This is a genomic window from Gilvimarinus xylanilyticus, from assembly GCF_024195295.1.
GTDB lineage: Bacteria > Pseudomonadota > Gammaproteobacteria > Pseudomonadales > Cellvibrionaceae > Gilvimarinus > Gilvimarinus xylanilyticus.
This window is the reverse complement of record NZ_JAMFTH010000004.1, coordinates 163143-182029: the sequence shown is the minus strand read 5'-3', so window position 1 is coordinate 182029 and position 18887 is coordinate 163143. Positions and strand designations below refer to the sequence as shown.

At 56.8% G+C, this 18887-nt stretch carries 21 protein-coding genes; 8 read left to right on the top strand and 13 right to left on the bottom strand.

The window, feature by feature from the left end; all coding sequences use genetic code 11:
• Positions 1 to 47: 47 nt before the first annotated feature.
• Complete coding sequence (gene gatC / locus M6D89_RS12905; RefSeq protein ID WP_253968493.1) at positions 48 to 335, bottom strand: Asp-tRNA(Asn)/Glu-tRNA(Gln) amidotransferase subunit GatC; 288 nt, start codon at positions 333 to 335, stop codon at positions 48 to 50.
• A gap of 341 nt (positions 336 to 676) precedes the next feature.
• Between gatC and M6D89_RS12900 the strand changes: the two genes are divergently transcribed.
• The 6 genes from M6D89_RS12900 to M6D89_RS12875 are packed head-to-tail and all read left to right on the top strand — an operon-like array spanning position 677 to position 9233.
• A complete protein-coding gene (locus M6D89_RS12900; protein WP_253968492.1) occupies positions 677 to 1711 on the top strand; it encodes a rod shape-determining protein in 1035 nt (344 codons plus the stop codon).
• Positions 1712 to 1757: 46 nt separating this feature from the next.
• Positions 1758 to 2630, top strand: a complete 873-nt coding sequence (gene mreC / locus M6D89_RS12895; RefSeq protein WP_336297556.1) for a rod shape-determining protein MreC — start codon at positions 1758 to 1760, stop codon at positions 2628 to 2630.
• A 1-nt stretch (position 2631) separates the two neighbouring features.
• The gene (gene mreD / locus M6D89_RS12890) at positions 2632 to 3129 is read left to right on the top strand and encodes a rod shape-determining protein MreD (RefSeq protein ID WP_253968490.1); all 498 of its coding nucleotides are present in this window, start codon (positions 2632 to 2634) and stop codon (positions 3127 to 3129) included.
• Positions 3130 to 3136: 7 nt separating this feature from the next.
• Entirely contained in the window at positions 3137 to 3730 is a 594-nt protein-coding gene (locus tag M6D89_RS12885; protein ID WP_254722339.1) for a Maf family protein, read from the top strand.
• A 34-nt stretch (positions 3731 to 3764) separates the two neighbouring features.
• A complete protein-coding gene (gene rng / locus M6D89_RS12880; RefSeq protein ID WP_253968489.1) occupies positions 3765 to 5234 on the top strand; it encodes a ribonuclease G in 1470 nt (489 codons plus the stop codon).
• Positions 5235 to 5237: 3 nt separating this feature from the next.
• The gene (locus tag M6D89_RS12875; RefSeq protein WP_253968488.1) at positions 5238 to 9233 is read left to right on the top strand and encodes a YhdP family protein; all 3996 of its coding nucleotides are present in this window, start codon (positions 5238 to 5240) and stop codon (positions 9231 to 9233) included.
• Between the two features lie 18 nt (positions 9234 to 9251).
• Here M6D89_RS12875 and yjgA read toward each other — a convergent pair whose 3' ends face one another.
• The 12 genes from yjgA to M6D89_RS12815 all read right to left on the bottom strand — a co-directional run bounded on the left by yjgA (position 9252) and on the right by M6D89_RS12815 (position 17739).
• Positions 9252 to 9770 carry a ribosome biogenesis factor YjgA gene (gene yjgA, locus M6D89_RS12870; protein WP_253968487.1) on the bottom strand — a complete coding sequence of 173 codons (519 nt, stop codon included), beginning with the start codon at positions 9768 to 9770 and terminating at the stop codon, positions 9252 to 9254.
• Positions 9771 to 9776: 6 nt separating this feature from the next.
• Positions 9777 to 10052 carry an HPr family phosphocarrier protein gene (locus M6D89_RS12865; RefSeq protein ID WP_253968486.1) on the bottom strand — a complete coding sequence of 92 codons (276 nt, stop codon included), beginning with the start codon at positions 10050 to 10052 and terminating at the stop codon, positions 9777 to 9779.
• 5 nt (positions 10053 to 10057) lie between these two features.
• Positions 10058 to 10930: an RNase adapter RapZ gene (gene rapZ, locus M6D89_RS12860; protein ID WP_253968485.1), complete on the bottom strand. Its 873-nt coding sequence runs from the start codon at positions 10928 to 10930 to the stop codon at positions 10058 to 10060.
• Between the two features lie 6 nt (positions 10931 to 10936).
• The gene (gene ptsN / locus M6D89_RS12855; protein WP_253968484.1) at positions 10937 to 11392 is read right to left on the bottom strand and encodes a PTS IIA-like nitrogen regulatory protein PtsN; all 456 of its coding nucleotides are present in this window, start codon (positions 11390 to 11392) and stop codon (positions 10937 to 10939) included.
• A 4-nt stretch (positions 11393 to 11396) separates the two neighbouring features.
• Positions 11397 to 11687 carry a ribosome hibernation-promoting factor, HPF/YfiA family gene (gene hpf, locus M6D89_RS12850; RefSeq protein WP_253968483.1) on the bottom strand — a complete coding sequence of 97 codons (291 nt, stop codon included), beginning with the start codon at positions 11685 to 11687 and terminating at the stop codon, positions 11397 to 11399.
• Between the two features lie 57 nt (positions 11688 to 11744).
• Positions 11745 to 13265: an RNA polymerase factor sigma-54 gene (locus M6D89_RS12845; RefSeq protein WP_253968482.1), complete on the bottom strand. Its 1521-nt coding sequence runs from the start codon at positions 13263 to 13265 to the stop codon at positions 11745 to 11747.
• A gap of 133 nt (positions 13266 to 13398) precedes the next feature.
• Entirely contained in the window at positions 13399 to 14124 is a 726-nt protein-coding gene (gene lptB / locus M6D89_RS12840) for an LPS export ABC transporter ATP-binding protein (protein WP_253968481.1), read from the bottom strand.
• A gap of 5 nt (positions 14125 to 14129) precedes the next feature.
• Entirely contained in the window at positions 14130 to 14654 is a 525-nt protein-coding gene (gene lptA / locus M6D89_RS12835; RefSeq protein WP_253968480.1) for a lipopolysaccharide transport periplasmic protein LptA, read from the bottom strand.
• Positions 14644 to 15219 (bottom strand): LPS export ABC transporter periplasmic protein LptC, encoded by a 576-nt coding sequence (lptC, locus tag M6D89_RS12830; RefSeq protein WP_253968479.1) that lies wholly within the window; start codon positions 15217 to 15219, stop codon positions 14644 to 14646. The genes lptA and lptC overlap by 11 nt, the downstream gene beginning before the upstream one ends.
• 4 nt (positions 15220 to 15223) lie before the next feature.
• Positions 15224 to 15751, bottom strand: coding sequence for a 3-deoxy-manno-octulosonate-8-phosphatase KdsC (kdsC, locus tag M6D89_RS12825; RefSeq protein ID WP_253968478.1), 528 nt, complete (start codon positions 15749 to 15751; stop codon positions 15224 to 15226).
• 18 nt (positions 15752 to 15769) lie between these two features.
• Positions 15770 to 16738 carry a KpsF/GutQ family sugar-phosphate isomerase gene (locus M6D89_RS12820; protein ID WP_253968477.1) on the bottom strand — a complete coding sequence of 323 codons (969 nt, stop codon included), beginning with the start codon at positions 16736 to 16738 and terminating at the stop codon, positions 15770 to 15772.
• Between the two features lie 38 nt (positions 16739 to 16776).
• Positions 16777 to 17739 (bottom strand): calcium/sodium antiporter, encoded by a 963-nt coding sequence (locus M6D89_RS12815; RefSeq protein WP_253968476.1) that lies wholly within the window; start codon positions 17737 to 17739, stop codon positions 16777 to 16779.
• Positions 17740 to 17893: 154 nt separating this feature from the next.
• Between M6D89_RS12815 and M6D89_RS12810 the strand changes: the two genes are divergently transcribed.
• Together M6D89_RS12810 and M6D89_RS12805 are read left to right on the top strand one after the other, a co-directional pair.
• Positions 17894 to 18511, top strand: coding sequence for an MlaC/ttg2D family ABC transporter substrate-binding protein (locus M6D89_RS12810; protein ID WP_253968475.1), 618 nt, complete (start codon positions 17894 to 17896; stop codon positions 18509 to 18511).
• A gap of 137 nt (positions 18512 to 18648) precedes the next feature.
• Complete coding sequence (locus M6D89_RS12805) at positions 18649 to 18882, top strand: BolA family protein (RefSeq protein ID WP_253968474.1); 234 nt, start codon at positions 18649 to 18651, stop codon at positions 18880 to 18882.
• Positions 18883 to 18887: the final 5 nt, after the last annotated feature.

Genomic DNA, 18887 nt, shown 5'->3' with positions numbered 1-18887 from the left:
GAATAGGATGAGCGTTGAATTCGTGGTTGGTCAGCGACAGGCGACGCTTATTCGATCACGCGCGGTACCAGATACAGGCCGTCTTCAGTGGCCGGGGCCATGGCCTGCAGGGCTTCGCGCTGATCGGCTTCGGTTACCTGATCGGCGCGCAGGCGCTGCACCGCATCCAGCGGGTGGGCCATGGGGGCCACGCCTGTGGTGTCGGCCGCCTGCAGTTGATCCACCAGCTCTAACACCTGAGAAATACTGTCGGCCGTAGCGCCGGCGGCCTCGGTGGAAATTTCCAGTTTTGCCAGTTCGGCCAGTTTTTCGATATCGGATTGATTTACAGCCATGGGCTTAGCTCCGCCTTGCTCGCGCATAAGCGCATTGGTCAAAAGTTGGCAATTTTAAGGGGTGTTTTGGCAAGTGCCCACTAAAATGAAGACAAAAATGCCGAGATTGCCCGAAAAGGCGCTAAAGTTATCACATTTGCGCCTTGCCCTAAATCCCTGCCGTTGATAGAGTGCCAGCATTGGCGAGAGGTCTGCGCAAAGTGCGCGTTTGCGCCCCCTGCGGACCGACCCACAGTGACACTTAAATCCCCAGCTTCGGGTGGTGAGTAACAGATTTTGTTGCTCGGGCTGCTTTGTATCAGCGGCCCGGGCACTCTTAGTATCTAAGGCCAGCAATAAACATGTTTAAATATCTTCGCGGCGCTTTTTCCAACGACCTTTCTATTGACCTCGGCACAGCCAACACGCTTATCTACGTACGCGGACGCGGTATTGTCCTGGATGAACCCTCGGTGGTGGCGATTCGCCATCATAACGGGCAAAAAATTGTCGAGGCGGTAGGGACAGAAGCCAAACGTATGCTGGGGCGTACCCCAGGCAATATTACCGCCATCCGCCCCTTAAAAGACGGCGTGATTGCCGACTTTCAGGTGACCGAAAAAATGCTGCAGCACTTTATTCGCAAAGTGCACGAAAACAGCTGGTTTGCCCCCAGCCCCCGGGTTTTGATCAGCGTTCCCTGTCTGTCTACCGAAGTAGAAAAACGCGCGATTCGCGAGTCGGCCCTGGGTGCCGGCGCCTTAGAGGTGCGTTTAATAGAGGAACCCATGGCCGCCGCCATTGGCGCGGGCCTGAAAGTGGCCGAGGCCAGTGGTTCGATGGTGGTGGACATTGGCGGCGGTACTACCGAAATTGCCGTAATCAGCTTAAACGGCGTGGTTTACTCCGACTCAGTGCGCATTGGTGGTGATCGCTTTGACGAGGCCATTGTTAACTATGTGCGCCGTCACTACGGCAGCATTATTGGCGATGCTACCGCCGAGCGCATCAAACAAGAGATTGGTTGCGCCTACGCCAGCAGTGAAGTGCGCGAAATCGATGTGCGCGGCCGCAACCTGGCCGAGGGCGTGCCCCGCAGCTTTACGTTAAACAGTGACGAAATTCTCGAAGCCCTGCAAGAGCCTTTGGCCGGAATTGTCCAGTCGGTGAAAAGTGCGCTGGAGCAGTCCCCGCCCGAGCTGGCCTCGGACATCGCCGAGAGCGGTGTGGTGCTGACCGGCGGCGGCGCCCTGCTGCGCGATATCGAGCGCCTGCTGGCCAATGAAACTGGTCTGCCGTTTGTGGTGGCCGAAGACCCTCTGACCTGTGTGGCCCGCGGTGGCGGCATGGCGATGGAGATGAACGATAAGCGCAATATCGACTTGCTGTCGTCCTGAGTGTAAGCCCGGTGCCCGCCGGGAGTCAGTCGCCAGGGCCCGTTAGATTTACCCGGGCCCGGCACCGTTAGCCGGAGCAAGAACCATTAAAAACCTTTTTAGCAAAGGCCCCGCCGTCGGCTCTCGTTTTGCGCTGTTCAGCCTGATTGCGCTGATACTGGTGCTGCTGTCGCTGTACACCGATATTCTGGATGAGCCGCGCCGTCAGCTGGGCGTAATTGCCAAACCCCTGTATCAGATTACCGACTGGCCCAGCCGCATTGATGCCTGGCGCAAAGAGGTGTTTACCTCCCACGGCGATTTGCTGGAAGAGAAGCAGCGCCTGGAATCTGAACTGCTTATCCATCAGCGTAAACTCCAGCAAATGGCCGCCCTGGCCGCCGAAAACGCGCGTCTGCGACAATTACTCAACGCCACCGAACTGCTTGAAGACGATGTCTTAGTGGCGGAGGTGATTGGCATATCCCCCAATCCGCTTAGCCACACGGTGGTGCTTAATCGCGGCCGCGAAGACGGTGTGTTTGAGGGGCAGCCGGTGCTGGATGCCAAGGGTTTGGTGGGGCAGGTGATTGAGGTCGCCCCTGACAGTGCCCGGGTATTGCTGCTTACCGACCCGTCTCACGCCATGCCTGTGCAGGTAAACCGCAACGGTGTGCGCAGTATTGTCGAGGGAACGGGCGATTTAAACCAGTTAAAGCTGCGCCATGTTTCCAATACTACCGACATTCGCGAGGGCGACTTACTGGTAAGCTCGGGGCTGGGGCAGAAGTTTCCAGCCGGTTACCCGGTAGCCGTGGTAGAGTCTGTGGTGCGCGATCCGGGCCAGCCTTTTGCTGAGATTACCGTTAAGCCCATGGCTCAATTGGATCGGGTATTAAATGTGCTGCTGGTGTTTGATGCGCCGTTAGTGGAGCGCTGATATGTGGCTGGATCGCGTCGCCCATCACACCCTCATTTTTGCCACGGTTCTCTTCGCCTTACTGCTGGATATCTACCCTCTGTCTTTTGAGTACCAGACCTTTCGCCCGCAGTTTGTACTGCTGGTGGTGATTTACTGGATTAATATCCTGCCCCAAAGCACCAGCATGATCTTGCTGCTGGTGTTGGGCGTGGTACAGGACACAGTGGTGGGCACGCCCTTGGGGCAGCACGGCTTGGTGCTGGTACTGGTGGGTTATTTGTGTCTGCGCACCTATCGCCGGGTGCGCCATTTTGCCCGTTGGCAGGTGGCCCTGTGGGTGTTTTTGTTAGTGTTGCTGGGGCAGTGTTTATCCTACTGGGTGCAATCGCTGCAGGGGCGCGAGTTAACCTCGCTGGGTTTTATGCTGCCGGCGCTGGCCAGCGCCAGTCTCTGGCCCCTGCTGTCGATGCTTTTGGATGCTCTGCGGCGTACTCAGCGTATCGCCCGGCAAATTTAATGAGCTTATGATCCAATCAATCCCGCATTTATACCTTGCCTCTGGCTCGCCCCGACGGCGCGAATTGCTGGCGCAAATTGGCGTGCCCTTTACCCGTATAAAGGTGGATGTACCCGAGGTGCGCGCCGCCGGGGAAACGCCCGAGGCCTATGTCCAGCGCCTAGCGGAAGACAAGGCCCGGGCGGGTCTTGCCGCCCTGCCGGGCGACGCCGGCGTTGTACTGGGGGCCGATACTCTGGGCGTTTTGGACGGCCAGGTGTTGGAAAAGCCCCGCGATCAGGGTCATGGCGCACAAATGTTGCGGGCCATGTCGGGACGCGAGCACCGTATTTTATCGGCGGTTGCGCTTACCGACGGGCAGCGCTGTAGTTGTCGTCTGGTGGAAAGCCGGGTCCGCTTTCGCGAGCTGAGCGATGGCGAGATAAGCCGCTACTGGGAAACCGGCGAGCCACAGGACAAGGCTGGTGGCTATGCCATCCAGGGGTTGGGGGCGGTGTTTGTGGTCTCGATGTCGGGCAGCTATTCGGCGGTAGTGGGCTTACCGCTGGAGGCGACAGCGGCGCTCTTGGCCGAGTACAATATCCCTGTATGGCAAATATAATTTATATGACCGAATAGTCTGAGAGTGTGCAGCGGTGAGCGAAGAAATCCTAATTAACGTATCGCCGGTGGAGACCCGGGTTGCCCTGGTGGATAACGGGGTCTTGCAGGAGCTGCACGTCGAGCGCACTCACCGCAAAGGGTTTGTGGGCAATATCTATAAAGGCAAGGTGGTGCGGGTGCTGCCCGGTATGCAGGCGGCCTTTGTGGATATTGGCCTGGAGCGCACCGGATTTATTCACGCCCAGGAGCTGGTGCCCGAAGTGCCCGAGGGCGACAGCAAACGCGGCGAGCTGCCCGATATCCGCACTCTGGTGCGCGAGGGGCAGGCGCTGGTGGTGCAGGTTAGCAAAGACCCTATCAGCACCAAGGGCGCACGTTTAACCACTCATATCACGCTTTCATCCCGCTACTTGGTTTACATGCCCAACAGCCCGCACATTGGAGTTTCTATTCGCATTGATGATGAGGCCGAGCGCGGGCGCTTGCGCTCGGCGGTAGAGACGGCAGTGAAAGATGGCGATGGCAGCGGCGGTTTTATTGTGCGCACCGTGGCCGAAGGGATTAGCGCCGATGCGGTCGTGGCCGATATTCCTTTTTTGCAGAAGCTTTGGCAGGACATTAATCAGAAGCTAAGCGCCCTGCCGGTGTCGTCGGTGGTGTATGAAGATATGCCCCTAGCACTGCGCTCGCTGCGAGATTTGGCGCGCTCGCCGCTCGAGAAAATTCGCGTGGATTCACGCCAGAGCTGGACTCAAATGCGCGAGTTTGCCAATGATTACGCCCCTCAGCTGATCAACCTAATCGAGTGCTACCAGGGCGAGCGCCCGCTGCTGGATTTGTACGGCGTGGAGGATGAAATCGCCCGCGCCCTGGACACCCGGGTGCCGCTTAAATCCAGCGGTTATCTGATTGTCGAGCAGACCGAGGCCATGACCACGGTGGATGTAAACACCGGGGCGTTTGTGGGGCGACGCAATCTGGAAGAAACCATATTCAAAACGAATATGGAGGCGGCCGGCGCCATTGCCCGCCAACTGCGGGTGCGCAATATTGGTGGCATTATCGTGCTGGATTTTATCGATATGCAGGACCCGGAGCACCAGCGTCAGGTGCTTCGCACTTTGGAAAAGGCGCTGGAGAAAGATCACGCCAAAACCAAAATTACCGGTGTATCCGAGCTGGGGCTGGTAGAGATGACCCGCAAGCGCACCCGCGAATCGCTGGGGCAAATGCTGTGCGAGCCATGCCCGGTGTGTACCGGCCGCGGCCAGGTTAAGTCTGCCGAAACCATTTGTTACGAAGTGTTTCGCGAAATTCTGCGCGAGGCCCGCGCCTACGACAACGACAAGTTTCTGGTGTTGGCCGCCTCGGTGGTGGTGGATCGCTTGCTGGATGAAGACGCCGCCTATGTGGCCGACCTGGAAGCGTTCATCGGCCGCACCATCGAGTTTCAGGTGGAGCCGCTTTTTAACCAGGAGCAGTACGATATTGTTCTGGTGTAGCGAATGGGCAACAGCGATGGGGCTTTGGCGGAGTTCACCATGAGACGGGTGTTGCGTTTTTGCCTGCGTCAATTTTACCTGCTGCTCGCCTTTACGATTATTACCCTGGCGGTGCTGGTGCAGCTGGCCCGCAGTTTAACCCCGCTGTTAAGCGATTACCGCGAACCCATTGCCGAACTCTTGTCGGAGCAAACCGGCACCCGTATTGAAATTGGTGCGCTCGAGGCCGAGTGGTCGGGTATGCGCCCTTTGCTGCAAGTAGACAATATCCGCGTGCACGGGCAGGGCGGCGAACTGCTACTGGAAATGAGCGAGGCGCAATTAAGCCTCGATCTAATCGCCTCGGCCTGGCAGCTAAAACCCGTGTGGAGTGGTGTCACCTTGCGCGGCGGCGCCCTGGCCCTGCTGCAGGATGAAACTGGGCACTGGCGCTTGCGCGGCGCACGCGCCAGTCGGGCTGAACCTCTGTCCGCCGAGTTACAAAACCAGCTATTGGATATTTTACTCGCCGCTCGGCGCATTGGCATTGAGCAAACCCAGCTGGATGTCCAATTCGCCAGTGGTCACAGTATTAATTTGCAGGCGCCTAACCTGTTGCTGGAAAACCGCGGCGACTTTCATCGTTTGTTGCTGCAGCTGGGCTCGGCGGGCAACCCTAATGCGCTTTATGTACTGCTCGAATCGCAGGGTGATCCGCGCCGCTCGAGCGCCCGGCAGCGCGGGTATGTGCAGGTACGCGATTTCCCCCTGGCTGACTTAGGCGCTGCCTTGCCGAGGCAGTGGTGGCAGGGCGCGGCGGATGAACTCGCCGGGCGTTTGGATGCCAGTGTGTGGATTGACCGGCCCGATGCCAACACAGGTTACAGCGCCCGGGGCGAGCTGCAGTTGGCCGATGCCGAGCTGCCGTTGTCCCCCAGCCGGACTTTTTCACTGGAGCGCATACAGGCGGACCTGAGTGGTTCTTACCATCAGGGACGCTGGCAGTTGGGGCTGGATAAGCTCTTTGTTGCCGCCCTGGGAATCACCCAAGGGCAATTGCGTTTGTGGTTGGGGCAGGATGATCCCAAGGCGCCCTTGCAAGTTCGCCTGGCGGATTTGGATGTGGGTTGGCTTAATCGGCAATTACTGGAAAGTGAGCTGATTGACTCCGAACGCTGGTATGCCGAGCTATTGACGGCGATGGATTTGCGCGGCCAGATGAGTGATGTAACCCTCAGTGTTCCCCTTAAGCAACCTCGCTCGGCCCGCTTGCAGGCTCGCCTGGAACAGGTCAGTGGCGATGGCTGGAAAGGGATTCCCGCGCTCTCAGGCGTGACCGGGTATTTGCACACGGGCCTGTTTGCCGGGCATGTACAGCTGGATACTCAGCAAGCGTTCACCATGGGTTTTGACAAAGTTTATGCCCGCCCCCTCAAGTTCGATTCGGCCCACGGCAGTGTGGGGTGGCGGGTACAGCCCGATGCCAATCAGGTGGATGTGTATTCGGGCAAGCTGCAGGTAAGCGACAAGGCAGAGCGAGCCGAAGGGCAGTTTCATTTGTCGCTGCCTATTCGCCGCAATACCGGTCCCATTGAGTTGACTCTGGCGGTCACGGCGACGGATGTTTTGGCCGGTCAGTATCGCAAGTACTTGCCTCAGGTGGTGCCGCAAAGTCTGACGGAGTATTTAACCCGGGGCATTGGTCGCAGCAATCGAGCCCTTGCCAGCCGGGGCAGTTTTATTTATCGCGGTACGCTTAACGAAAAAGGCCCCCAGAGTTACAGCGTGGGTTTAGATCTGGCGCTGGAAAATGGCTCGTTTTTGTACCACCCGGATTGGCCCGAGCTGCACGATGCCCACGGCCGCTTGGTGGTGGACGATGGCGATGTGCACGCGCGTATCGAGCGGGCGCAAATCTATAACAGCGATATTACGGATATTCAGCTAACCCTGGCGGACAATCCGGACGATGTTGGCAAGCTATTGCAGATAAATGGCGCTATCGATGGCATTGCCAGTGATGGTTTGCGGATTTTGCGGCAAAGCGTGCTGCGTCGCTTTGTGGGCAACCAAATGGACACCTGGTATTTGCACGGCGATTTGACCGGCGTGGTGGATTTGGCGATTCCGTTGGCGCCGGAGGCGCGTGGCGCGCAGCAGAATCTGGTATTGGATGTGAATGCCTCTATGTTTGCGCTGGATAACTTTAAGCTGGAGCTGGAAGACTTTTCCGGGCGTATTGCCTATAGCTCCGAGACGGGGCTGCGCTCTGAGTCTTTGCAGGCGACGCTATTCAATGAGCCAACCGAAATCGCCATTGGCACTCGCGCCCCCGGGACGCCGAACGCCCTAACCACTATCGATGTTGCCACTGCAGCCACCGCCGCACAGCTGACCGAGTGGAGTGATCAGCCAAGTTTGCGTTTGATCGAAGGACGAATTCCGCTGGATGTGCATGTGGAGCTGAACCATAACTATGCTCAGCAAGAGTCTGTTTCAGCCGATAAGCGGGTCGCGGCCATTGGCGTGCAGGCGGAGTTACAAGAGGTGTCGGTGGCTTTACCTGCGCCGCTGGGCAAAGCGGCGGGCGAGCCGGGACGTTTGGCCCTCAATTACATTCTGGGGGCACAGACCGCGCTGGCGGATATCCACTACCGGGACAATCTGCGCGCACTCTTGCACTTATCCCCCAATGGCAAACAGTTGCTGGGCGGCGCCATTAACCTTGGGTCCGAGCCGGAATTGGATCTTGAGCCCAAGCTTAAAGTCACCGCTTCTTTGGCGCAGCTGGATAAAAATGCCTGGCTGGGCCTGTGGCAAAAGTATCGTCAGTTGCATCCTCCCGAGGCGTCCAGTGAAGTCACTCAAGCCGGGCTTAGTCTTCCGGTCGAATTGGGTTTGACGCTGGGTGAGCACCGCGTGGGTAACTGGACATTAAAGGATTTACAGCTATTGGCGACCCAGCAGCCCGACGCCTGGAAGCTCCACGTGGATCACCCCCAGGTTGTGGGTGATGTTTTTTGGCCGTTGGATCTGAGTGAGCCGTTTCATATTCATATCGACAAGCTTGCTATGCCCTCATCGCTATTGGGAGAGAAAAATACCCAGGAATCAGAGAGTGATAGCACAGTTGAGCGTAAGCCCGCCCTCGATTGGCAGGCCATGAGTGAGTGGCGCGGCGCCAATGTGGCGATTGAATCTTTGCATTTGGGTGACGCCGATTATGGCCGCTGGCAATTTGAGTTTCGCCCCGACCGTGAGCACCTGGGTTTGCATAATATTACCGGCGATATTCGCGGCATTGCGGTTGACGGGCTTGGGGATCAAAGCGGTGCGAGTTTGCGCCTGGAGCTGGGTGAAACCTTGCGTACCCATTTGACCACCGGGCTTAACGCTACCGATATGGGGCAAGTTTTGCAGGCCTGGGGCGCGCCCGCCAGTATTCAAACCGAAACCGCCCAAATGCAACTGGAGTTGGGGTGGGCGGGCAGCCCCCTGGACTTTGAGCTGGAGCATTTATCGGGGCAGGCGCGGACCTCATTGGGAGAGGGGCGCTTTATTCGCACAAGCGGGGGCGCCGGCGAGGGGTTGTTGCGATTACTGGGGCTGTTTAATTTCGATTCGCTGGCAAGGCGCGCCCGGCTGGATTTTTCCGATGTCTATACCAGCGGGTTGACCTTTGACCATATTAATGGCGCTGTCAGCTTTAACGAGGGGCACTTGCACATAGACGAGCCCATTCAAATGCAGAGCCCCTCGGGCCGGATGCAATTGACCGGTGGTGTGGATTTGCAGGCGCAGACCCTTAATACTCATTTGGTGGCAACGATTCCCATGGGCGGTAACCTGACGGTCATCGCCGCCCTGGCCGCCGGTTTTCCGGTAGCCGCTGGGGTGTTTGTGTTGAGTAAGCTGTTTGAGGATCAGATGAATAAGGTGACCAGCTTGACCTACAAGGTGACCGGCAGTTGGGATGACCCGCAAACCGAATTTGTGGGAGTGGCCGATCAGGCGCAATAAGCATTGCGCCTTTTAAGTTTACTGTGAGTCCGCTAGTGCTATGGTATCGCGCAGGTAGCGAAAGAGTTTGCGAGCGTGAGCCGGAGCTTTTTGCTGAGATTTTTCTTTCAACGCCTGGCGCACCAGCTGGCGCAGGTGTTGAATATCCACCTGGGGGTAGGCGTCGATAAAGTCGCCCACCGCTTGTTTGTCACCACTGAGCATGCGGTCGCGCCACTGTTCAATCAGGTGCTGGCGCTGCACGCTGAGCGTGCCCTGAGCCTTAATAGCCTCTAAATCTGCCGCTACCTGCTCGGCATCCACTTTGCGCATTAATTTGCCAATGTATTGCAGTTGGCGGCGCTTGGCTTCATTGCTGCGAATACGCAACAGCTCGGCAATGGCATCGCGCACCTCGTCGGGCAGCTCGATACCGGCCAATTGAGAGGGGGTAAGCTCGCTTAACGCTTTGCCCATATCCTGCAGAGCGTGCATTTCCCGTTTAATCTGGCTTTTGCTGGGGGCCAGTTCTTCGTATTCGTCGTCGTAATCGATCATGGGGGGTTATTCCTCGCCCAGCTCGTCAAAGCCGGATTCAATTAAATGGCAAACACGCTCCAGCGCATGGTCGGCGTGTTCACCTTCGGCCGTTAAGGACAGTTGCGAGCCCAGCCCGGCGGCTAACATCATCAGCGCCATCATGCTGGTGCAATCGGCGCGCTTATCGCAAAAGTGAACCTCGACCGCACAGGGCAGCTCTTTGCCCAGGGATACCAACTTGGCAGCCGAGCGTGCGTGTAGTCCTTTTTTATTAACAATGGTGACGGTGCGCTGGGCCATTGACACTACTCAGTCTGATTGCGGTGGAGTTCGCGGTGGCGCACCTGTACATTGTCGAGCTTGCGGCTAAAAAACTGCTGCAGTCTCTCGCACAGGTACACAGACCGGTGTTGGCCGCCGGTACAGCCAATGGCAATGGTGATATAACTGCGGTTGTTGGCTTCGTAGTGTTCCCACCAACGCCCCAGGTAATTTTTAATGTCGTCGAACATCTGTTGCACTAACGGCTCGCCATCTAAAAAAGCGATAACTCCCACATCCTTGCCCGTCTGGGTGCGCAGGGCTGGGTCCCAGTGAGGGTTGGGTAAGCAGCGTGCGTCAAATACCAAGTCGGCGTTGTTGGGGGGGCCGTGTTTAAAACCGAAAGATTCAAACAGAACCGCCATGCCCTCTGAGGCCGGCTCCGCCACCCGGGTTTTAATCAAATCGCGCAGCTGATGCAGGTTGAGCTCGGTGGTGTCGATGACTACATCCGCCGAGTCGCGCATGGGGTTGAGCAGCTGGTGTTCGGTATCAATCGCTTCGTTTAAGTGGCGGTGTTTGCCGCTGAGCGGGTGCTTGCGCCGGGTTTCGCTAAAACGCTGGACGATTTTCTTGGTCTCGGCATCCAAAAAGACCACCGTAAAGGGCAGGTGGGCCTCTTTTAAGGTGTCGATCATCTGCGGGAATATGTCCAGATCCTGCCAGGCGTCGCGCACATCAATACCGATTGCAAAGTGCTGGTTCTCGGCATCTTTGTGAATTTGAATTTGCGCCACCAGCGAGGGTAAGAGGCTCACCGGTAAGTTGTCGATGCTGTTGTAGCCCGCATCTTCCAACGCGTTCAAGGCGGTGCTTTTACCCGAGCCCGAGACCCCACTGATAATCACCAGATGCATAAGCAATCAGTCCGTCTGTTCCAACGCCGCCCGATAGAGTTGGTCGGGGGTTTCGGCGTCGCGCAGGCTTTTGCGATATTCGGGCTGATTCAAAGCGCCGGCGAGAGCGGCCAGGGTTTTAAGGTGGTCGTCTTCGGCTTCGGCGGGAACCAGCATGGCAAAAAGTACATCCACCGGCTCGCCGTCCAGAGCGTCAAAGTCGATGGGTTGCTCCAGAGTGATCAGCGCCCCGAGCGTCGTGTCGCAGCCGGGAATGCGGCAATGGGGAATGGCGATACCGTGGCCGATACCCGTTGAGCCCAGCTTTTCCCGGGCGATCAGACGGCGAAAAATGTCGTCGGTATCCATGCCCGGCACTTTCTCGGCAATGGTATTGGCGAGAATTTCCAGGGCGCGCTTTTTGCTGACCCCTTCAATGCGGCATAGGGTGCGGTCGGCGGCGAGAAATTGAGAAATTTCCATAGTGCTAGCGGTGGCTTTTGAGTTTTTCTTTGTGCTTGATCAGTTGGCGGTCAAGCTTGTCGGTGAGCGCGTCAATGGCGGCGTAGAGATCCTCGGAATCGGCGTCGGCGAAAATATCTTTGCCATTGACGTGAATAATAGCTTCGGCTTTTTGGGTGTTTTTTTCTACTTCGAGAATGACGTTGATACTGGTAATAAATTCACTGTGGTGGGTTAAACGCTCCAGCTTATTTAAAACGTAATCGTTTATGGCGTCGGTAATTTCCAGGTGATGGCCACTGATGTTTATTTGCATACGAGAGTCCTCGGTCGTCTGGGTGCTTTACCTTGCTGTCTGAGCGAATCCGGCGAGTTACACCAGGCTTTTGCGCTCGTTTGACGGTGGAATGTGTAGCGATTCGCGGTATTTGGCGATCGTGCGCCGCGCAACCTTAATCCCCTGTTCGCCCAGCATATCGGTGATTTTACTGTCGCTGAGTGGTTTTTTGGGGTTTTCCGCCGCTATTAGCTTCTTAATGATAGCTCGAATTGCGGTGGAGGAACATTCGCCACCGGAATCGGTGCTGACGTGGGATGAGAAAAAGTATTTGAGCTCGAAGATACCCTGGGGGGTGTGCATGTACTTTTGCGTCGTCACCCGCGAGATGGTGGACTCGTGCATTTCCACCAGCTCGGCAATGTCGTGCAGCACCAGAGGCTTCATGGCCTCGGCGCCGTATTCGAGAAAGCCCCGCTGCTTTTCGACGATACAGGTGGCGACCTTGAGCAGGGTTTCGTTGCGGCTTTGCAGGCTTTTCAAAAACCAGCGCGCCTCTTGTAAATTGTTCTTTAAAAAGGTGTTTTCGCTGCTCGAGTCGGCGCGTTTTACCAGCGACGCATAACCCGAGTTAATGCGCAGGCGTGGCGCGATATCCGGGTTGAGTTCTACGCTCCAGCGTCCTTCGCGTTTTTCTACAAATACGTCCGGCACTACATATTCGGTCTCGCGGGTGTCGATCATGTCCCCCGGGTGAGGGTTGAGGGATTTGATTAGCGCCACCGCCTGGGCCAGTTCGGGCTCTTTGAGACGTGTTTTGCGCATCAGCTGGCGGTAGTCGCGACTGCCCAATAGCGGCAGATACTGTTTGACGATCAGCTTGGCGGCTTCCAGGTAGGGAGTGTCGGCATCGTACTGGGCCAGTTGCACCAGTAAGCATTCCATTAGGTTTTCACTGCACACGCCCGAGGGGTCGAATTGTTGCAGGCGGTGTTGTACCGCCTGCACTTCGTCCAGCTCCAGCTCTTCAAAGTTATTTGCCAGGCCTTCGTAAATATCTTCGATGGTGACGCTTAGCAGGCCACTGGGTTCTACCGCGTCAATGATTGCCATGGCAATGATTTCGTCGCGCTCGGACAGCGGGGTTAAATTGAGTTGCCACATCAGGTGGTCGTAAAGGGATTCGGTGCTGGTGTTGCGGCTCTCGAAATCGCTGTCGTCGCCTTCGTAATTGCTGGCCGGCAAAGTCGGGCCCGAGCTTTCGTAGACATCGTCCCAACTGGTGTCAACGGGTAAGTCTTGGGGAATGGCGTCGTTCCACTCGCCGTCGGCCTGAGGTTCGCCGTCGCTGTCGTTGGTCGGTTGTGGGGTTTCGCTGGTAGCATTGGCGCTCTCGCGGGCCTCGGCGGTTTCGCTCGTGTCATTGGCCTCGGCGTTTTTGTCGCTCGGCTCGCTGTCGAGATTCTCCTCGACCTCCAGCATGGGGTTGGAGTCCAGCGCCTCCTGAATTTCCTGTTGCAAATCCAGGGTCGATAGCTGCAGCAGGCGAATGGCCTGTTGCAGTTGAGGAGTCATGGTGAGCTGTTGGCCCAGCTTTAGCTGTAGCGATTGCTTCATAATGTTGTATGTGATCTATCAGGCATTTATTAGAGAGTGTAGACAGCCTGTCCGTTGCAAGCAACACTTTTAAGCAATGATTGTGCCTAATGGGCTTTTGAGGGCAAAAGTCAAGGGTTGAGGGGGCTGCGCCCTACAGCATAAAGTTTTCGCCCAGATAGACTTTGCGCACCTTGGCATTGCTGAGGATATCGTCGGCGCTACCCTCGGCAATAATATGTCCTTCGGACACGATATAGGCTTTTTCGCAAATGCCTAGAGTTTCGCGCACATTGTGGTCGGTGATTAAAATGCCAATGCCGCGGTCTTTTAGGTGGCGGACGATTTGCTGAATATCGCTGACTGAAATGGGATCCACCCCGGCAAAGGGCTCGTCCAGTAGGATAAACGCCGGGTTGGTGGCCAGGGCTCGGGCGATTTCTACCCGGCGGCGCTCGCCGCCCGACAAGGACATACCCAGGTTGTCGCGAATATGGGTGATGTGGAACTCGTGCAGCAGCGATTCCAGCTCGTCAATGCGCTGCTTTTTACTCAGCTCTTTGCGGGTCTGCAAAATGGCCATGATGTTGTCGTTGACTGACAATTTGCGAAAGACCGAAGCCTCTTGCGGCAGATAGCCAATACCCGCACGGGCGCGTCCGTGAATGGGCATGCGGGTTAGGTCTTTGTCATTAAGTGTGACCTGGCCTCGGTCGGCTTTGACAAGGCCGGCAATCATGTAGAAGCAGGTGGTTTTACCCGCACCATTGGGGCCAAGCAGGCCCACGATTTCGCCGCTGGAAACGCTCAGGGAGACGTCGATAACCACTTGGCGGCCTTTATAGCTCTTGGCCAGCCCCTGTGCACTTAGTGTTGCCATAACGTTTACTCAACCATCGCCGGCGGGATGGTCATTTGAATTCTCTGTTGTTCGCTCGACTCGCTCTTGTCGCTCTCGGCCCGCACCAGTTCGCGGGTGAGGTCGTAGTGAATGCTAAAACCGCGCATTACGGCGCCGTCTTGCTCCAGCTTGGCTTCTTGCTCTAGCGATACTGTGTTGTTGTCGCTGTCATAGGTAATGGTCTCGCCCTCGGCATAGACGGTGCCGCGGTCGCGGCTGGGGCGCTGCTGGAACTTGGCGGGGTCGCCTAGGGCGGTGACCTTGCTGACGCTGTTATCGGTGGCAAAGTCAACGGTTATAGTGTCGGCCTCGATCACCATCGAGCCCTGTTGCAGGCGGGCTTCACCGCTATAAGTGACGCGGCCATTTTTCTGATCAAAGGTTTGGCTGTCGGCCTGAAGTTGAAACGCCTGTTCGCGGTCTTCGGGCAGGGCGAGGCTCGGCATGGCTAAGGTCCAGCTTCCGATCAACAGTCCCGCCTTGAGAAAGTGCCCCAGTTTAGGGTTCATAGCGACCTCTTACTTCAGATAATAATTCCATGCGACCTTCCTGTAAGTCGGCTTTGAGACCCACTGCCTGGGTGTTGCTGCGGGCGCTGCGCATAGTAACAGGTTTGTCGGTATGGGCGTATTGTTTGTCGGTGTCAATGTTAAGTGTTTCGGTCAGCAGGGTGAGCTCGCCGTGATCGTCTGAGCGAGAGTAAGCCACCACATTGTCATTCAGAATAACGGTGTTGTTGCCTGAATAGACATGGCCTTTATCAGCTTCTAGGTTCCAGGGGGTAGTCTTTTCGCTAAGAAATAAGACTTTGGGTTTTGTTAGGGTGCCGTCTGTGCCCTGGCCTTGCTCAAAGTAGGTGACCTGTTCGGCTTCGAGGGTGTAGCTCAGGCGGCCGTCATCGTCAAAACTTCGGTCGATCATACCCAGAATGTAGGTTTCCGGTAACGTCTGTTTGGGCTGCACAGGAGCGTCGCTTAGGGCGAGATCGCGCGGGGTAAAGTGAAGCGCGCCGTAGCCGAGTGCGATGCAGAAACCGACGACAATAATCCAGGGTTTAGGTTGGCGTGTGCGCATAGGGTTAATCCGTGTGGCGGGCGACGGCGTCGGCAAAGGTGCCTTGGGCCTGCATAAGCAAGTCGCAGGCGTCCCGCACAGCGCCTTCGCCGCCGGCGCGATGGCTAATCCAGTGGGCGTATTCCGAGACTGTACTGTGGGCGTTGGGCACGGTTAGGGCGAGGCCGACGCGGGTCATGATCGACAGGTCGGGCCAGTCGTCGCCCATATGAGCGATTTGCTCTGGCTCTAAGTTGAGCTCTGTGAAAATTTCCTGCAGCGCAGCCCATTTGTCCTCGCGCCCCTGAATCAGGATGTCGATGCCCAGCTCGCGCGCCCGGCGCGCCACCACCTCGCTGGAGCGTCCGGTAATGATCGCCACCTGCACGCCGCTGCGCATCAGAGATTTAATGCCTTGGCCGTCCTGGGTATTAAAGGCTTTCATTTCATTGCCGTGGTTGTCGTAATACAGGCGACCGTCAGTAAGAACGCCGTCGACGTCGAGAATCAGCAGTTTAATGCGTTGGGCCAAGGCCAGTGTTTGTTCGCTCATAAATTTTTGTGCTTTAACTTAAAGGACACCTGCGCGCAGCAGGTCGTGCATATGGACAACGCCGATGGCTTTTTGATCGCCCGAGGCGACCACCAAGCAGGTGATTTTACGCTCTTCCATGACTTTAAGAGCTTCGGCAGCGAGGGTGTCTTCTTCGATGGTTTGCGGGGCGGGAGTCATAACGTCGCCCATGTGGGCGTTTTGTAAGTCGATGCGGCGATCAATACAGCGGCGCAGATCGCCGTCGGTAAAAATGCCCACCAAAGCGTCGTTTTCTTGCACCGTGGTCATCCCCAGCCCCTTGCGGCTCATTTCCAGCAGTCCGTCAGACAGGCTGTGGTCCGGTGAGGTGCAGGGCAGCTGATCGCCGCTGTGCATGATGTCGCTGACCCGCAGCAGCAGTTTACGCCCTAAAGCCCCACCCGGGTGTGAGAAAGCAAAATCTTCGGCGGTAAAGCCGCGCGCCTCCAGCAGGGCGAGGGCGAGGGCGTCGCCCAATACCGTTGTGACAGTGGCGCTGGAGGTGGGCGCCAGTGCCAGCGGGCAGGCCTCGCGCTCGACGGCGATGGACAGGTTGGCCGCCGCTGCCTGGGCCAGGGTGGAGTTGGCATCGCCCGTCATACTGATTAAAGGGATGCCCAGGCGTTTGAAAAGCGGTAGCAGGGTCAACAGCTCGGCGGAGTTGCCAGAGTAGGAAATGGCAATCAGCAGGTCGCTGGCGGTGACCATGCCCAGATCCCCGTGGCTGGCCTCGCCCGGGTGCATAAAAAATGCAGGGGTGCCGGTACTCGCCAGGGTCGCGGCGATTTTGCGGCCCATATGCCCTGACTTGCCAATGCCCGAGACTATGACTCGCCCCCGGCATTGCATAATTAGATCGCAGGCGCGGTTAAACTCGCCATCCACCCGCTCGGCCAAAGTGGCAACGGCGTCTGCCTCTAGGCGAATGGTGCGTCTGGCGGAATCGGCGTAATCAAAGCTGCTCATCAAAAACCTCTGACATCGGTGGGGTGATTATACGTCAATCACGCCAGCAGCAGGATATAGTAGCCCGCATACAGAGCCAGCAGTAGCAATCCGGTTATTTTCCCCAGACGCGCCCCGCCACGGTTTTTGTGCACAATGGCGCTCAAGTAAAGCGCGGCGGCGAGTAGTGCGGTCAGTCCGGCCATGGCCAGATAGTCGCGCCCGAATACGCTGGCTTCCATGGTAAGTGGCTGAATTAATTCCGGGATCGCCATAACCGCCAGGATGTTAAACAGGTTGGAGCCAATCACATTGCCGATGGCGATATCGTGGTGCCCTTTGAGGGCGCTGGCGACCGAGGCGGCCAGCTCGGGTAGGCTGGTGCCCACGGCGACCACGGTTAAACCGATTATGAGCGGGCTGACGCCAAACGCCAAAGCCAGCTCGCTGGCACCGCGGACCAGTAAATCAGAGCTGACAATCAGTAAAACCAGACCCACTGCAAACCAAAAAAAAGCTCGGCCGCGGGTCATGTCGGGGATTTCGTCTTCAACTTCTTCTGGGTGGTGGCGTTTGCTCCAGATAATAACGCCCATGGCACAGGGCAGGGTAAACAGCAAAATTAAGCCCTCAGGGCGAGTTAAGTGCGCATCGAAAAGGAACCAACCGGCCATGGCGGTGACTAATAGCAAAACCGGAACTTCGGTTTTTAGTAGATGCTGCTGAATGGGCAGGGCGGCGATAAGCGCAGTCACACCCAAAACCAAGCCAATGTTGGCAAGGTTGGAGCCGAGCGCGTTCCCCACGGCTAAGTCGCCCGCTCCTCGGATGCCGGCGTTGATTGAGACAATGACTTCGGGGGCCGAGGTGCCAAAGGCGACGATAGTCAGGCCAATGATGAGTTTGGATATACCGAATGAGCGGGCCATGGCGGCGCTGCCGCCCACAAAGCGGTCAGCGCTCCAGATAAGGCCGACAAAACCGATGATCACAAAGAGTACAGGAAGCCAGAGTTGGGTCATAAATTCTTTCTCGGGATGTGGAGTCGGTCCGGTTCAGTTCCGGATGGCATAGTGGGTTCACGCGGTGTGAGATGGTATAGTTTTACCTGCCGCGCAGCAATTATTAGCGTCTTCCTAACTCAATTATGATTAATCTTATTTAAAGGACAGTGACATGAAAAAAGTGGGCCTGATGGTTTTTGCCCAGCGTTTTTGGTTGGCATTAGTGTTGGTAGGGTTGTCGGGCTTTGCCCAGGCGCAGGCGGCCGATCCCTACGACATTGTCGCGGATGTGACGGATCAGCTGGTGAGCGCGGCGCGCCAGTACAATGACGACGGTGATAAGGCGACCTTTGATAAAAAGGTTTTGGCGGCCTTGGAGCCGGTGGTGGCGTTTGATTATATTGCCCACGTGGTGATGGGTAACTACCACGATGATGCCTCTGACGCGCAGCGCCAAGCCTTTGCCGAGACTTTTAAAACGAGCCTGGTCGAGACCTACGCCAAAGGTATTGCCACCTACGCCGACAGTGATATCGAGCTGCAGCCGGGTGAGGTGGGCGATAAGAGCCGTGTCACGGTTGAGCAGCAGGTTCGCTATCAGGGTGCCACTCACAAGCTGGCCTACTCGATGGGAAAAAATCGCGACGGTGAGTGGAAGTTGATCAACCTGGTTTTAAACGGCGCCAACTTGGGAAACTCTATGATCAGTCAGTTTAAGCAGATGGCCGGTAAATACGATGGCGATATCGACAAGGTCATCGCTAACTGGGATGGCGCCAGCGACTCTTAATTCCCTTTTTGCCCCTCGCAAGCGTCATGGGCGCCCCGCAATGGGTGCGTCCGGACGCGCAATCCGGTAAGATTCCCGCCCTGAGATCCATTCATCGGCGCCATTTTATTTGGCGCGGTTAGCCCTATAGGGACCCTATGCAAGCCGAACAGATTCAGGCGCTGGTAGAAAGCGCCATCGCCGACAGTCAAGCTCAAGTACAAATTGAGGGCAATCACGTGCACCTGCGTGTGGTTAGCCCCGCTTTTGCCGGCCAAAGCCCGGTAAAAAAGCAGCAAATGGTGTATGCCGTACTCAACGATAAAATCGCCACCGGTGAGATTCACGCCGTTCACATGCAAACGCTAACCCCCGAAGAAGCGGCGCAATAGTACAG

Bases quoted from the DNA above. Each gene is read 5' to 3' on its own strand.
- gatC (WP_253968493.1), bottom strand. From the start codon at position 335: ATGGCTGTAAATCAATCCGATATCGAAAAACTGGCCGAACTGGCAAAA.
- M6D89_RS12900 (WP_253968492.1), top strand. From the start codon at position 677: ATGTTTAAATATCTTCGCGGCGCTTTTTCCAACGACCTTTCTATTGAC.
- mreD (WP_253968490.1), top strand. From the start codon at position 2,632: ATGTGGCTGGATCGCGTCGCCCATCACACCCTCATTTTTGCCACGGTT.
- M6D89_RS12885 (WP_254722339.1), top strand. From the start codon at position 3,137: ATGATCCAATCAATCCCGCATTTATACCTTGCCTCTGGCTCGCCCCGA.
- M6D89_RS12875 (WP_253968488.1), top strand. From the start codon at position 5,238: ATGGGCAACAGCGATGGGGCTTTGGCGGAGTTCACCATGAGACGGGTG.
- yjgA (WP_253968487.1), bottom strand. From the start codon at position 9,770: ATGATCGATTACGACGACGAATACGAAGAACTGGCCCCCAGCAAAAGC.
- M6D89_RS12865 (WP_253968486.1), bottom strand. From the start codon at position 10,052: ATGGCCCAGCGCACCGTCACCATTGTTAATAAAAAAGGACTACACGCA.
- rapZ (WP_253968485.1), bottom strand. From the start codon at position 10,930: ATGCATCTGGTGATTATCAGTGGGGTCTCGGGCTCGGGTAAAAGCACC.
- ptsN (WP_253968484.1), bottom strand. From the start codon at position 11,392: ATGGAAATTTCTCAATTTCTCGCCGCCGACCGCACCCTATGCCGCATT.
- hpf (WP_253968483.1), bottom strand. From the start codon at position 11,687: ATGCAAATAAACATCAGTGGCCATCACCTGGAAATTACCGACGCCATA.
- M6D89_RS12845 (WP_253968482.1), bottom strand. From the start codon at position 13,265: ATGAAGCAATCGCTACAGCTAAAGCTGGGCCAACAGCTCACCATGACT.
- lptB (WP_253968481.1), bottom strand. From the start codon at position 14,124: ATGGCAACACTAAGTGCACAGGGGCTGGCCAAGAGCTATAAAGGCCGC.
- lptA (WP_253968480.1), bottom strand. From the start codon at position 14,654: ATGAACCCTAAACTGGGGCACTTTCTCAAGGCGGGACTGTTGATCGGA.
- lptC (WP_253968479.1), bottom strand. From the start codon at position 15,219: ATGCGCACACGCCAACCTAAACCCTGGATTATTGTCGTCGGTTTCTGC.
- kdsC (WP_253968478.1), bottom strand. From the start codon at position 15,751: ATGAGCGAACAAACACTGGCCTTGGCCCAACGCATTAAACTGCTGATT.
- M6D89_RS12820 (WP_253968477.1), bottom strand. From the start codon at position 16,738: ATGAGCAGCTTTGATTACGCCGATTCCGCCAGACGCACCATTCGCCTA.
- M6D89_RS12815 (WP_253968476.1), bottom strand. From the start codon at position 17,739: ATGACCCAACTCTGGCTTCCTGTACTCTTTGTGATCATCGGTTTTGTC.
- M6D89_RS12810 (WP_253968475.1), top strand. From the start codon at position 17,894: ATGAAAAAAGTGGGCCTGATGGTTTTTGCCCAGCGTTTTTGGTTGGCA.
- M6D89_RS12805 (WP_253968474.1), top strand. From the start codon at position 18,649: ATGCAAGCCGAACAGATTCAGGCGCTGGTAGAAAGCGCCATCGCCGAC.